The organism is Mameliella sp. LZ-28 (assembly GCF_012274245.1).
GTDB lineage: Bacteria > Pseudomonadota > Alphaproteobacteria > Rhodobacterales > Rhodobacteraceae > Antarctobacter > Antarctobacter albus.
Genome location: NZ_JAANYX010000035.1, coordinates 102,477 through 115,602, shown reverse-complemented (window position 1 = coordinate 115,602; position 13,126 = coordinate 102,477). Strand labels below are relative to the sequence as shown.

At 66.9% G+C, this 13,126-nt stretch carries 15 protein-coding genes; 10 read left to right on the top strand and 5 right to left on the bottom strand.

Going from position 1 to position 13,126, the window contains the following annotated elements; genetic code table 11:
• Positions 1 to 175: 175 nt before the first annotated feature.
• Complete coding sequence (locus tag G9Q80_RS22830; RefSeq protein WP_088715641.1) at positions 176 to 1,117, bottom strand: L-threonylcarbamoyladenylate synthase; 942 nt, start codon at positions 1,115 to 1,117, stop codon at positions 176 to 178.
• A gap of 122 nt (positions 1,118 to 1,239) precedes the next feature.
• On the opposite strand from G9Q80_RS22830, the gene G9Q80_RS22825 reads away from it, so the two are divergent.
• The 4 genes from G9Q80_RS22825 to G9Q80_RS22810 all read left to right on the top strand — a co-directional run bounded on the left by G9Q80_RS22825 (position 1,240) and on the right by G9Q80_RS22810 (position 4,930).
• On the top strand, positions 1,240 to 2,940 hold the full coding sequence (locus G9Q80_RS22825; RefSeq protein ID WP_074622639.1) for an acyl-CoA dehydrogenase family protein: 1,701 nt from the start codon (positions 1,240 to 1,242) through the stop codon (positions 2,938 to 2,940).
• Positions 2,940 to 3,980 (top strand): MBL fold metallo-hydrolase, encoded by a 1,041-nt coding sequence (locus G9Q80_RS22820; protein WP_088715642.1) that lies wholly within the window; start codon positions 2,940 to 2,942, stop codon positions 3,978 to 3,980. The genes G9Q80_RS22825 and G9Q80_RS22820 overlap by 1 nt, the downstream gene beginning before the upstream one ends.
• 137 nt (positions 3,981 to 4,117) lie before the next feature.
• Positions 4,118 to 4,252: an aa3-type cytochrome c oxidase subunit IV gene (locus G9Q80_RS22815; RefSeq protein WP_074622641.1), complete on the top strand. Its 135-nt coding sequence runs from the start codon at positions 4,118 to 4,120 to the stop codon at positions 4,250 to 4,252.
• 36 nt (positions 4,253 to 4,288) lie between these two features.
• Positions 4,289 to 4,930, top strand: coding sequence for a hypothetical protein (locus G9Q80_RS22810; RefSeq protein WP_308421212.1), 642 nt, complete (start codon positions 4,289 to 4,291; stop codon positions 4,928 to 4,930).
• 9 nt (positions 4,931 to 4,939) lie between these two features.
• On the opposite strand, the gene G9Q80_RS22805 is transcribed toward G9Q80_RS22810, so the two are convergent.
• Together G9Q80_RS22805 and G9Q80_RS22800 are read right to left on the bottom strand one after the other, a co-directional pair.
• Positions 4,940 to 5,257, bottom strand: a complete 318-nt coding sequence (locus G9Q80_RS22805; protein WP_088715643.1) for an AzlD domain-containing protein — start codon at positions 5,255 to 5,257, stop codon at positions 4,940 to 4,942.
• Entirely contained in the window at positions 5,254 to 5,979 is a 726-nt protein-coding gene (locus G9Q80_RS22800) for an AzlC family ABC transporter permease (RefSeq protein ID WP_043141632.1), read from the bottom strand. Before G9Q80_RS22800 ends, G9Q80_RS22805 begins: the two co-directional genes overlap by 4 nt.
• A gap of 49 nt (positions 5,980 to 6,028) precedes the next feature.
• On the opposite strand from G9Q80_RS22800, the gene G9Q80_RS22795 reads away from it, so the two are divergent.
• From G9Q80_RS22795 to G9Q80_RS22775, 5 genes are read left to right on the top strand one after another with little or no spacing between them, the layout of a single operon-like run.
• A complete protein-coding gene (locus G9Q80_RS22795; RefSeq protein ID WP_088715644.1) occupies positions 6,029 to 6,934 on the top strand; it encodes a formate dehydrogenase accessory sulfurtransferase FdhD in 906 nt (301 codons plus the stop codon).
• Positions 6,931 to 7,560, top strand: a complete 630-nt coding sequence (gene mobA / locus G9Q80_RS22790) for a molybdenum cofactor guanylyltransferase MobA (protein ID WP_088715645.1) — start codon at positions 6,931 to 6,933, stop codon at positions 7,558 to 7,560. Before G9Q80_RS22795 ends, mobA begins: the two co-directional genes overlap by 4 nt.
• Positions 7,557 to 8,063 (top strand): molybdopterin-guanine dinucleotide biosynthesis protein B, encoded by a 507-nt coding sequence (mobB, locus tag G9Q80_RS22785; protein ID WP_088715646.1) that lies wholly within the window; start codon positions 7,557 to 7,559, stop codon positions 8,061 to 8,063. Before mobA ends, mobB begins: the two co-directional genes overlap by 4 nt.
• A complete protein-coding gene (locus G9Q80_RS22780) occupies positions 8,060 to 8,914 on the top strand; it encodes a molybdopterin guanine dinucleotide synthesis (protein WP_088715647.1) in 855 nt (284 codons plus the stop codon). The genes mobB and G9Q80_RS22780 overlap by 4 nt, the downstream gene beginning before the upstream one ends.
• A complete protein-coding gene (locus G9Q80_RS22775) occupies positions 8,911 to 10,167 on the top strand; it encodes a molybdopterin-binding protein (protein WP_088715648.1) in 1,257 nt (418 codons plus the stop codon). The genes G9Q80_RS22780 and G9Q80_RS22775 overlap by 4 nt, the downstream gene beginning before the upstream one ends.
• A gap of 84 nt (positions 10,168 to 10,251) precedes the next feature.
• Here G9Q80_RS22775 and G9Q80_RS22770 read toward each other — a convergent pair whose 3' ends face one another.
• Positions 10,252 to 11,253, bottom strand: coding sequence for a hypothetical protein (locus G9Q80_RS22770; RefSeq protein ID WP_074622648.1), 1,002 nt, complete (start codon positions 11,251 to 11,253; stop codon positions 10,252 to 10,254).
• 12 nt (positions 11,254 to 11,265) lie between these two features.
• Complete coding sequence (gene greA / locus G9Q80_RS22765) at positions 11,266 to 11,736, bottom strand: transcription elongation factor GreA (RefSeq protein WP_043141653.1); 471 nt, start codon at positions 11,734 to 11,736, stop codon at positions 11,266 to 11,268.
• Between the two features lie 176 nt (positions 11,737 to 11,912).
• On the opposite strand from greA, the gene G9Q80_RS22760 reads away from it, so the two are divergent.
• Positions 11,913 to 12,950, top strand: a complete 1,038-nt coding sequence (locus G9Q80_RS22760) for a PQQ-binding-like beta-propeller repeat protein (RefSeq protein WP_088715649.1) — start codon at positions 11,913 to 11,915, stop codon at positions 12,948 to 12,950.
• Positions 12,951 to 13,126: the final 176 nt, after the last annotated feature.

Genomic DNA, 13,126 nt, shown 5'->3' with positions numbered 1-13,126 from the left:
CCCGTGCCTGTGTCCCGTATCCACCTCTCTCTGATTGATGCCTGAGGCACAAGCCCGTGCCCCGCAAGGGCAAGCCGCGCAAGGCGCGGGGCTGCGCCCCCTTGCAGGCCCCGGTCCTGTGCCTCTGATCGGCATCAGCGAGAGGCGGCTCCGGGAAACAGGCTCTTCGGAAGGGTCAGCGTTCGGCGGCGGCGCGGCTGAGCCGGTCGTTGATCGCGATGCCCAGGCCCAGGTGCGGGATCGGGGAGATGGCGATTGTCGCGGCGCCGGCGGCATCGAGCCGATGCAGGTATTCGAACAGGTTGGCGGCGGCCTCTGTCAGGTCCTCGCCGGGCGAGAGATTGAGGTCGCAGGGCACGGTGCCGAAGCCCAGCCGGGCCTCGCCCGGTTCGAAGTCCACCGCGTTGAGGCGGACCCGTGCGCGCGGCGCGTAATGCGAACGGGTCTGGCCCGGGGCGGTGATGCCGTCGGTTTCGCGGCGAAGCGCGATGCGGGTGTCGAGGACCTCGTTCAGCGCTTCCTCGGTGATGCCGCCGGGACGTAGCAGGGTGGGCGGCGTGCCGGTCAGGCCGAGGATCGTCGATTCCAGCCCCACGGCGCAGGGGCCGCCATCGACCACCGCTTCGATCCGGTCGCCAAGCCCCTCGAGCACGTGGGCGGCGCGGGTCGGGCTGATCTGACCGGAGCGATTCGCCGATGGTGCGGCGACCGGCCCGCCGAAGGCGCGCAGAAGGTTCTGCGCCACCGGGGCGGCGGGTATCCGAACCGCCAGGCTGTCGAGACCGGCTGTCACCAGCCGCGACACATGCGCGCCCTCGCGCAGCGGCAGCACCAGTGTCAGCGGGCCGGGCCAGAAGGCATCGGCCAGGGCCTGGGCGGCCTCGGACCAGATCACCAGGTCTTTCGCGGCGTCGAGGTCGGCCACATGCACGATCAGCGGATTGAACTCGGGGCGCTCTTTGGCCTTGTAGATACGGGCCACGGCGTGATCCTGCCGCGCATCGGCGCCCAGCCCGTAGACCGTTTCGGTGGGAAAGGCGACAAGACCGCCCTCTGCCAGGATGCGCGCGGCGCGGGTCAGGTCCTGGGTGCTGGCGCTGAGACGTAGGGCAGGCATCGCGGCGACCCCTTATGACGCGGCGTTCCGGTTGAAGCGCGGGCGGCGGGAAGTACCCTCACACCCGCGCTGCGCGCGTGCTACAAGAGCGGCGCGTCCTTGCCAAGCCGGAGGAGACACCCATGCCATATCGTGCGCCGATCGATGCCTACATGCGGCTTTTGCGCGACGTTGTCGGCTATGACGCCGTTGCCGCGACTGACCGTTTTGCCGAAGCGAACCATGAAACCGTGGCCGCCGTTCTGGGCGAGGCCGGAAAGCTGTGTGAGGAAGTACTAGCGCCGCTGCAACGCAATGGCGATCTTGATCCCGCGCGGCTGGAGAACGGCGTTGTGCGGACCTCGAAAGGCTTTGCCGAGGGGTTCAAGGCGCTGGCCGAGGGCGGCTGGATCGCCACATCGGCGCCGGAGGCCTATGGCGGCATGGGGCTGCCGCTGACCGTGACCACCTGTGTCAACGACATGATGGGCGCCGCCTGCCTTGCGTTGCAGCTGAACCCGCTGATGAGCCAAGGCCAGATCGACGCGCTGGAACATCATGCCAGCGACGAGCTGAAGGACTTGTACCTGCCCAAGCTGATCTCGGGGGAATGGGCGGGGACCATGAACCTGACCGAGCCGCAGGCCGGGTCGGACGTGGGCGCATTGTCGTCGAAGGCCGTGCCCAACGGTGACGGGACCTACGCGGTGACCGGGCAGAAAATCTATATCTCCTGGGGAGACAACGACTTTTCCGAAAACGTCTGCCACCTGGTGCTGGCGCGTCTGCCGGATGGCGTGCCGGGGACCAAGGGGATCAGCCTGTTCCTGGTGCCCAAGCGGATCCCGGATGAAAACGGTAACCCGGGCGTGGCCAATGACCTGCATGTGGTGAGCCTGGAACACAAGATGGGCCTGCACGGTTCGCCGACCTGCGTGATGCAGTACGACGGTGCCCGCGGCTGGCTGGTGGGGGAGCCGCATGACGGGATGCGTGCTATGTTCACCATGATGAACAACGCGCGTCTGGGCGTCGGTGTGCAGGGGGTCAGCGTGGCCGAGGGCGCGCTGCAACACGCGCTGGGCTATGCGCAGGAGCGCAAGCAGGGGCGCAGCCCCGAGGGGACGATCATCGGCCATGCGGACGTGCGCCGGATGCTGGCCACCATGAAGGCCGAAACCTTTGCCGCGCGGGCCATTGCCCTGTCGCTGGCGGTAGCGATCGACATGGGCAACGCGACCGGCGATGCCGAGTGGAAGGCGCGTGCCGCCCTGCTGACGCCGATCACCAAGGCCTTTGGCACGGAAACCGGCATCAAGGTGGCCAACCTCGGCGTCCAAGTGCATGGCGGCATGGGCTATGTCGAGGAAACCGGCGCCGCGCAGTACCTGCGCGACGTGCGGGTGACGGCAATCTACGAGGGCACCAACGGCATCCAGGCGATGGACCTTGTCGGGCGCAAGATGATGGACGGGGGCGAGGCGATCTTTGCCCTGCTGGACGAGATCGAGAGCGGCGCCGAGGCGGCGCGCGGCCAGATGCCGGAGTTGGCAGAGCCGGTCTGGCAGGCCGCGGAATCGCTGCGCGAGACCACCGAGGCGCTGGTGGCGCGAGACATGGGCGACCGTTTCGGCGGCGCCGTGCCCTACCTGATGGGGTTTGCCCGCGTGCTGGGGGCGCATTATCACCTGCGCGCGGCCCTGGCCGCGCCGGACAGCGCCGATGCCCGGCTGGCAGGCTTTTACATCCAGCGACTGCTGCCTGAACATGCCGGGTTGTTGGCCGAAGCCCGGGCCGAGGTCGGCGCGCTGGCGAACCTGAAGACAGAGGACCTGGTGGCGTGATGGACGGAACGGTGCGCGCAATCCGCTATCCCTGGGAAACGCCGCCCGCCCTGGCTGAGGCCATCGAACTGGCCGAGGGCGTGCTGTGGATGCGCCTGCCGCTGCCGATGAAGCTGGACCACGTCAACGTCTACGCGCTGGATGACGGGGACGGCTGGACCGTGGTCGACACCGGCTTTGCCTCGCGCACCTCGCGTGAGCTGTGGCAGGGCCTGATGGCCGGGCCGCTGGGCGGCAGGCCGGTGCGGCGGGTGGTGGTGACCCATCATCACCCCGACCACATGGGGTTGGCGGGATGGTTCCAGACGGCGCATGGCGCCGAACTGGTGACGACGCGCACCGCCTGGTTGTTTGCCCGGATGCTGCAACTGGATGCACAGGACCGCCCCACGCAGGAAACGCTGGACTACTGGCGGAGCGCCGGGATGGAGCCGCGCATCCTGGAACAGCGGATGGCGGAACGGCCCTTCAACTTTGCCGACGTGGTGGCGCCGATGCCGCTGGGCTTCACGCGGATCAAGCAGGGCGATGTCCTGCGCATCGGCGGACGTGACTGGGACGTGCATGTCGGCAACGGCCATGCGCCGGAACATGCAACGCTCTGGTCGCGGGACGATCATCTTGTGCTGGCCGGGGACCAGATCCTGCCTTCGATCAGTTCCAACCTCGGGGTCTATGCGACCGAGCCCGAGGCGGACCCGGTGGCCGACTGGCTGGAATCCTGCGAGCGGCTGGCAACGCTGGCGCGCCCGGATCACTTGGTCATGGGCGGGCACAAGCTGCCCTTTACCGGGCTGGGGCTGCGCATGGCGCAACTGATCGAGAATCACCACGGCGCGCTGGAGCGGCTGCACGGGCACCTGGCCACGCCACAGACGGCCGGAGACTGTTTCCCGCCGCTGTTCAAGCGCCGGATCGGGGACGCGGAATACGGGTTGGCGCTGGTCGAGGCGATGGCCCATTGCCTGCACCTCTGGCACGAGGGGCGGGCGGACCGAACCCGCCGCGACGACGGCGCCTGGCTGTTTCAAGCCGTCTGAACGGGCACAAGGCTCACATCTGCGTGCGCCGGGGGCCAGGCGCGACATCCTGGCCCCCGGCGGTGCGTGACAGGGGCGCGGAATTGCGCTAACTCATCACGGAACGCAAACACGGGACAGGCCGCAGGAAAATCGACATGGCTGAGCACAAGCACGGAAGCATGGACATCACCGTTCAGGAAAAGACCTTTGAAGGGTTCATCAATTTCACCATCCGCACGGTCATCGTGATCCTGTGCATCGTCATCTTCATGGCGATCTTCAATTCCTGATCGGACGAACCGCCCCTCGGGGCGGGGTGGGGTAACATGATGAACAGACGTGCGGCGATGGCGGGGCTTGGTGCCTCGGTTCTCGTGGCTGGTTGCGCAGGCAGCGTTTCCGGTCCCGACTCGACACCGGAACAGGCGGCAGCCGCCGCCTACCGTCACCCGGGGGAGCCGGAGATCATCCTTTACACGATGATCAACAACCGGACCGGGTCCGGGGCGCATTCCTCCATGCTCATCAATGCCCCGTCGCAGCGGGTGATCTACGATCCCGCCGGCTCTGTCCGGTTTCAGAACGTGCCTGAAATCGGAGACGTTCTTTACGGGATCACCCCGCAGGCCAAACAGTTCTTCGAAAGCGCCCATGCCCGCAGCACCTACCGGATGCTGGCGCTGCGCCGTCCGGTGGACGGTGCGGTGGCGGAGCGCGCGCTCAAGCTGGTCCAGTCCAAGGGGGCGGCGGCGCCGGCCCTGTGTTCCAACGCGGTGTCCGACACCCTGGGCCAGCTGCCCGGGTTCGAATCGCTGGGCGGCATCTGGACGCCGATGAAGCTGGCCAACCGGTTCGAAAAACTGCCGAACGTCAGCCGTCGCGAGCTGCGCGAAAACGATTCGGATGACAAGGACGCGGCGATTGCCGCGCTCGAGGCCGGCAAGACGACCCAGGCCGGTCAGCCCTGATCCGGGCCGTCAGAACGGCAGCCAGGCGCCCGCGATCATGACCGCGGCGCCCGCGCCGACAGCGCCATAAAGGCTTTTCGTGATATACCCGACAATCAGCGCAGCGGCGGCGGCGGCCAGCCGCAGGGGATCTGTTTCGCCGCCCGTCGCGCTGGGCCAGATCACCAAAGGCGCCACCAGCGCGGGCATGACCGCCACGGCGGTATAGCGCAGGTGCCGCAAGAGCCAGTCCGGCATGGCCCTGTCGCCGACCAGCCCCAGAAACACGAAGCGCAGGGCGAAAGAGCCCAGGCCCATCCCGATGATGACGATCCAGAGGTCTTTCATGCGCCCGGCCTCCGGTCTGCCTGCAACCCGGCGCGGCGTTCCACTTCGGCGCCTGCCATCATCCCTGCCACAGCGCCGACGATCAGGCCGAGGTTGTAGGGCAGGAACGCGAAAGCCAGCGCCATGAGCGCCGCGACCAGGGCCGCCGCGCGATGGGCGCCGGTGCGCAGCGCGGGCGCGAAGAGCGCGATAAAGGCGATGGGCAGCACGAAATCGAGGCCCAGCTCGGGCGGAACGGCCTCACCGGCCCAGGCGCCCACGAGGGTGAAGAGGTACCAGGGCGGGCAGATCGGCGTCGCGACCCCCATGAAAAAGGCGAATTTCTCTGCCAGTGTCTGCTGCGGTCGTTCTTCGTAATCGATGATCGAGGCCGCATAGACCTGGTCCACCAGGAAATAGGCGACGAACATCCGTTTCCACAGCGGCAAGGGGCCCAGGTGCGGCGTGATCGAGGCGGAATACATGGCCATCCGCAGGTTCACGGCCATCGCCGAAACCAGCACGACGATGGTCGGCGCATTGTCCTGCATCAGCTGGACGGCGGTGAACTGCGCCGCGCCCGCGATGACGACGATAGAAAACATCAGCGTTTCAAAGATGTTCAGCCCCGCATCCGTCGCCACAACGCCGAACAGCATTCCGAAGGGGCCGACCACGAACAGGAAGGGCAGGGCATTTCGCACCCCGCGCCAATAGCTTGACATCACATCTGTGCCGTCCATGACTACACCCTCACTAACGTACTTCGCCCTAGCCCAGGGGAGAGGCCAGATGCAATCACCTGCCGACCACCCGGATAATGACCTCGCGTCCGACTACCTGATCGCGCCCGACCCGGGGGCGCCGCGCCTGACCCGTGCCGTGACCGGAACGGACCATACCGGCGCCGAGGTGGAGGTGTCGGTGGTCGAGGAGCGCCCCCTGACGATCTTCCTGAACCGCCAGGAAATCGTCACCGCCATGACCATCGGGGATTACCCCGAATACCTGGCCATCGGGTTCCTGCGCAACCAGGGGATGCTGGCCGACGGCGAAGAGATCACCGGCGTCGATTACGACGAGGAACTGGAAACCGTCGTCGTGCGCACGGCCTCGCAGACCACCTACGAGGAAAAGATGCAAAAAAAGACGCGGACCTCCGGCTGTGCCGTGGGAACCGTCTTTGGTGACATGATGGAAGGGCTGGAACAAGTGCGCCTGCCGGCGACAGAGGTGCGGACTTCGTGGCTCTACGCGCTGGCGCACAAGATCAACACGACGCCCTCGTTGTACCTCGAGGCCGGGGCGATTCACGGCACGGTCCTGTGCCAGGGCGACCGTCCGCTGGTCTACATGGAGGACGTGGGCCGCCACAACGCGGTGGACAAGATCGCGGGCTGGATGTTCCGCGAGGGTGTCAGCGCGGAGGACAAGATCCTGTACACGACCGGGCGGCTGACCTCGGAAATGGTGATCAAGACGGCGCTGATGGGTATCCCGGTGCTGGCGTCCCGGTCCGGCTTTACCGCCTGGGGGGTAGAGATCGCGCGCCAGGTGGGGCTGACCTGCATCGGGCGGATGCGCGGCAAACGGTTCACCTGCTTGTCCGGTGCCGATCGGCTGGTGCGCGACATGGACCCGGACGCGGTGCCCGAGGAAAGCAGCAAGCATCGCCGCAAGAGCGCGGGGCAGGTATGAAACAGCCCGTTGGCGTGATCCTTGCAGGCGGCCTGGCCTCGCGCATGGGCGGCGGGGACAAGGCGCTGCTGTCGCTCGGTGGACAGACGCTGTTGTCCCGCGTGATCGACCGGCTTGCACCGCAGGTGGCAGCGCTGGCGCTGAATGCCAATGGCGATCCGGCGCGCTATGCCGAGACTGGCCTGCCGGTGGTGGCGGATTCCATCGACGGTTTTCCGGGCCCGCTGGCCGGGGTTCTGGCCGGTCTCGACTGGGCAGCAGAACAGGGCGCTGACACGCTGGTCAGCGTTGCCGCCGACACGCCTTTCTTTCCCTGCGACCTGGTCCCGTGCCTCTTGCTGGCCAGCGAGGGGCAGGATCATCCGCTGGTCCTCGCCGCGACAAAGGGCGAGGCCGAAACCCGCAGCAAGTCGCGCTCGGGCCTGATCCGGCATCCGACCTTTGGCCTCTGGCCGGTGGCGCTGCGCGACGACCTGCGCGCGGCGCTGGAGGGCGGGCTGAAAAAGGTCGTGCTCTGGACAGAGAAACACGGCGGGCGCGAGGCGCTCTTTCCCTCCACGCCCTTCGATCCATTCTTCAACGTGAACACGCCGGAGGATCTGGCACAGGCGGAGGCGCTGCTATGAGGCTCTACGGGGTGACAGGCTGGAAGAACGCGGGGAAAACCGGGTTGATGGAACGGCTGGTGACGGAAATCACCAAGCGCGGGCTGACTGTCAGCACGGTCAAACACGCGCATCACACGTTCGACGTGGATCACCCGGGCAAGGACAGTTATCGCCACCGACACGCGGGCGCATCTGAGGTGATCCTGTCCTCGCGCAACCGCGTCGCGCACATGATAGAGCTGCGCGGCGCCGGGGAGCCCACGCTGGACGACCTGCTGTCGCGGCTGGCGCCGGTGGACCTGGTGCTGGTCGAGGGCTACAAGCGCGACCGCCATCCCAAGATCGAGGCCTACCGGGCAGAGACCGGCAACCCGCTGATTGCCCATGACGATTCCACGGTGCGCGCCGTGGCCTCGGATACACCCCTGACGCTGGACAGACCCGTCTTTGACCTGAACGATACCGTGGCTGTGGCGGACTTCATCCTCGCGGAGGTTGGCCTGGCAAGGGCGGCGGAATGACGGGGTTCGACCGCTTTCTGATGGTGGACTGGTCGGGCGGCAACGACGCCGGGCCACGGCCCCGCAAGGACGCGATCTGGATCGGTGCGACCGGCCCGGCGGGCGAGGCGGAGCCAGTGTACCAACGCAACCGGCAAGTGGCCGAAGAGACGCTTGCGGATGTCATCGAGACCTCCCTGACCCGGGGAGAACGCCTGTGCATCGGGTTCGATTTTCCCTTTGGCTACCCGGCGGGTTACGCCGAGGCGCTGACGGGACAGGCCGATGCTTTATCGGTCTGGCGCTGGCTGGCCGCGCGGGTCGAGGATGCGCCGACCGAAAACAACCGTTTCGACCTCGCCGGCGAGATCAACAGCCGACTATTGCAGGGGCGGGGGCCGTTCTGGGGCAACGCGCTGAAACGGGACATTCCGGGCCTGCCGCGCAACAAGGCCGGATACGACAATCCCTTTCCCGACCGCCGGGCCTGTGAACAGCGGAGCACGGGCACCTTTACCTGCTGGCAACTGGCAGGCGCGGGAGCCGTGGGGTCGCAGGTGATCATGGGGCTGCCGGTGCTGGAGCGACTGCGACAGCGGTTTGCCGGGCAGGTATCCGTCTGGCCCTTCGAGCCGCTCGACCGGCCTGTCGCCTTTGTCGAGATATGGCCGGGTCTGATCAATGACGCCGTGCGTCGGGCAACTGGCCCCGATGACATCCGCGACGCGGTACAGGTCCACTTGCTGGCCCGCGCGCTGTCGGATCTGCCGCCGCAGCGCCTGCAGGCCATGTTGTCGGTGGAAGCCCCCGAAGAGGGCTGGATCCTGGGGCTTGGCGCCGAGGGTGAATTGATGGGGAGCCTGGCCGCATGAGTTTGAAACCGCCCCCCCTGAACAACGATTGTTTCGCCCTGCCGCCCGGTGTCGACTGGACCCCTGTGGACGAGGCGCTGGACATGTTGCGCGACCGGCTGCACCCGGTCGTCGCCCGCGAAGATGTGCCCGTAATGTCGGCGGCAGGTCGGGTGCTGGCCGCGCCGCTAGTGGCCCGGCGCGCCAACCCGCCGCTGCCAAACACCGCCGTGGACGGCTATGGCTTCGCCGCCGCCACCATCGGCGATGCGGCCGAGTTCACCCTGCCACTGGTCGAGGGACGCGCCGCGGCCGGCCTTGCCTATGCCGGCGCGGTGCCGCCCGGCCATGCCATCCGCGTGCTGACCGGCGCGGCCCTGCCCGAAGGCGTGGACACGGTGGTGCTGGATGAGGATTGCGCGACCGATGGCGCGGCGGTGGCCTTTCGCGGCCCGGTCAAACCCGGTTCCAACACCCGCCGCGCGGGCGAGGACGTGGGCGAGGGCGACGAGATCCTGCCCCGGGGGCGGATGCTGACCCCGGCGGACCTTGCCCTCGCCGCCGCCACGGGACTTGCCGATCTGCCCGTCTACACGCCCCTGCGCGTCGGTGTTCTGTCGACCGGGGACGAGGTCGTGCCCGCCGGACAGGCAGCTGCGGCGGGTCAGATCTACGATGCAAACCGGCCCATGTTGCTGTCGCTCATCGCGCATTTCGGCCATGACCCTGTCGATCTTGGCCATGTGCCGGACGACCGCGAGGCGTTGCGCGCGCGGCTTGACGGGGCAGAGGTGGATGCGATCCTGACATCCGGTGGAGCCTCGGCGGGGGATGAGGACCATGTTTCGGCGCTGCTGCGTGAGACCGGGGCGCTGACCGCCTGGCGCATCGCGCTGAAACCGGGGCGCCCCCTGGCGCTGGGGCTGTGGCAGTGCAAGCCGGTCTTCGGTCTGCCGGGCAACCCGGTGGCGGCTTTTGTCTGTTCCCTGGTCTTTGCCCGCCCGGCGTTGCGCCTGCTGGCCGGGGCCGGTTGGGACGACCCGGCGGGCTACATGGTGCCGGCGGCATTTGCCAAGAAAAAGAAACCCGGACGGCGCGAATACCTGCGCGCCCGCCTGCGCGATGGCCGGGTGGAGGTGTTCAAGTCCGAAGGCTCGGGTCGGATATCGGGGTTGAGCTGGGCCGAGGGGCTGGTGGAACTGCCGGATGCGGCGGCAGAGATCGCGTCGGGTGACCCGGTGCGCTACATCCCCTTCGGCAGTTTCGGGTTGTGACCCGTGGCGGGGGCGCTGCCCCCGTCTCCCTGCGGTCGCCCCCCCGGAGTATTTTGACAGAGAAGAAGCCTGGGTGGCGGGCCTCTAGTCGAAGGTGCCCGCCACCCGGCCCAGCAGCATGAAGGCGCGCGCCGTGCGCGTCATGGCGAAGGCCGAGATTTCCTCGTCCGAGGCACCGGGCTCGAAACTGGAAAAGCTGGTGTCGAAGCGGCGCAGGAAGTGATGCGCCGCATCGCGGAAGATCGGATCCTGTTTCATTCGTCCGGCTGCCAATGCCAGCGAGGACCGGTCGCGCACGCCACCCAGCGAGGCGATGGGGCGGCCGCGTTCGCCCTGGGCAAAGGCGCGCCAGGTTTCCGGGCGGGCAAGATCGGGGCGCAGGTCGTCCATATAGATGCCGTCCTGGCTCATCAGGGTCAGGACGTCCTGGGCCGCCTGGATCAGCTTGGCTGTGCCGCGATCCTTGAGCGCCCGACGCAGGGCGGCAAAGCCCTCCTCATCCTCGGCGGTTTCCGGGAAGTGCAGCGCACGGATGTAGTCGGCGTTGGGCAAGGGCGGTTGAAGCGCCTCTGCCGGGGTGCCGAGCGACAGGGCAGGCTGGTCGTCGCCCTCGGTGCCGTCAGGGGCGGGCAGGGCGCCGGGCTGGCCGCCCTGGCGGATGCCGCCCAACATCGCCAGCGTTGATTCCAGGTTCTTCTGTGCGCCGGCGATATCGTCCAGCCGCTTGACCAGCATAGGGTGCGGTGGCTGGCCCTTGCCGCTTTGCGCCTGGGCGACATAGGCCTGCCGGATCGCGTCGATGGCGGCCTGCAGGCGGGCGCTTTCGCTGCGCATGATACGGGCGGCGCGGATCGCCAGTGCCGCCACCCAGATCAGGGCCACCGGCATGACGATTACCATGAGCGCCAGCAGGAACCGCAGTGGCCCGCCTTCGCTTTCGGGCAGGCCAAGGAAATACCAGCCCGAGATCACGACCCAGATGACCGAGATCACCGCCGCGGCGATCTCGATTCCGGTGACGCCCTCGGCCGCGCCGCGGGCATAGAGGCCGGGCAGCGTGGGGCGGGCGTCCTTTGGGTCGCTCATGGCGTGTCAGCCCTACTTGTAGGCGATGCTCAGGATTTCATAGGACTTGGCGCCGCCCGGGGTGCGAACCTCGACGCTGTCGCCCTCTTCCTTGCCGATCATGGCACGGGCGATGGGCGACTTGATGTTCAGCAGGCCCTTTTCGACGCTGGCCTCGTGTTCTCCCACGATCTGCCAGGTCTTTTCCTCGTCGGTGTCCTCGTCGACGACGGTCACGGTGGCGCCGAACTTGATCGGGCCGGAGAGCGACTTGGGGTCGATCACCTCGGCCAGGCCAAGGGCACCTTCCAGTTCCTTGATGCGGCCCTCGATGAATCCCTGCTTCTCGCGCGCCGAGTGGTACTCGGCGTTTTCCTTGAGGTCGCCCAGTTCGCGTGCCTCGGCGATCGCCTGGATGATGGCGGGCCGCTCCTCGGACTTGAGCTTTTTCAATTCGGTTTCGAGCGCGGTGTAACCCGCGCGGGTCATCAGGATCTTGTCCATTTTCGGATCGTCTCTGCCTCTTCAGCGAGTGTTTCAGGAGTGTCGTCGCCCGTTGCGCCGATGTAAAGCCAAGCAGGCCGTCAGACCAGCGGGATTTTTCCGGTCTGCCTGCGGGTTTGACTTTCGAACCGGCGCGGGTACTGTGGACTGCACCTTATTAGCAACGAGATTTTGATATGCGTTCCCTTATTTCCCTTGCCGCGGCTGCCGCGGTTTCCGGTATTGCTGCCACATCCGCACCGGCCCAGTCCATCGAAACGATCAGCGTGTCCCCCGATGGTCAGACCGTCCTCGTGGGCGGCACCAACCGGACGGTCTATGCCCTGTCCGCCGAGACGCTGGAGGTGACGGACCGGCGCTATGTGTCCGAACTGGTGCGCCAGATCGTGCATGGCGTCGATGGCGAGCTGGTCTTCTTTCGCGACGATGCGGACACGCTGACCGCCTACAAGACCGCCGACATGTCCTTTGCCTGGAAGGCCTCGGACGTGGACGACATGGCTTATGATCCGCGCGCCGGTGCCATTGCCGTGCTCGACCAGCACTACAAGGACGATTCGGTCAGCCTGCTGTTCGCCGCCACCGGAGAGCAGATGGCGCGGGTGGCGATGGGCAAGATCAAGTCCAACCTGATCGCCCTGGCGCCGGGGGCGGACAAGGCGCTGATTCTGACCAACTACACCAAGACCGACGCCGAGGAGAAGGCGGACGAGCCGGACGACCTGAGCAAGCTGCAGAAGGCGGACTTCAAGCAGTTGCACGACGGCTATGTCAGCAACGTGGTGACGGTGGATTTCGGCACCGGCGCTTTCGAGATGTCCGAAACGCCCTATCGCGTTTCTTACCCCAAGGCGGTGCGGATGGCCGGGGACAAGATGATGGTCCTGCGCACCAACATGGATTCGATGATGCTGGCCCCGGACGGGACCGGCGCATTGATCGACCTGGGCGAGGATTATTTCAACTACGCGGGCATCGACGCCAAGGGAGAAACCTACATCCTGACCAAAGGCGTGGACCTGCGGTTCGTGCCCGTGGCCCAGGACGGCCCCGAGGGGCTGCTCAAGGGTGAGCGGCTGCGTGGCGGGCCCGCGGAATGGATCACCGCGATGGCAGAGGCGCCGGACGGCACGCTGTATTTCGGCACCAATGCCTATCGGTTGCTCAAGGTCGGCCCGGATCGCGGCAAGATCGAGATCGTGCCGGTTTTCTGAGCCTAGGACAGCACCGGACAGATGGAAAAGCCGCCTTCGGGCGGCTTTTTTCTTGCGGGACGGGGCAGGGGAACGCGCGGCAGTGTCGCTATAGGACCTTGCAACGCCGTGTCGTGATTGACCTGTGCTGCACTGCCGCGCTACTCAGTCGCGAAAGAAAATTTCAATGCCCCCCG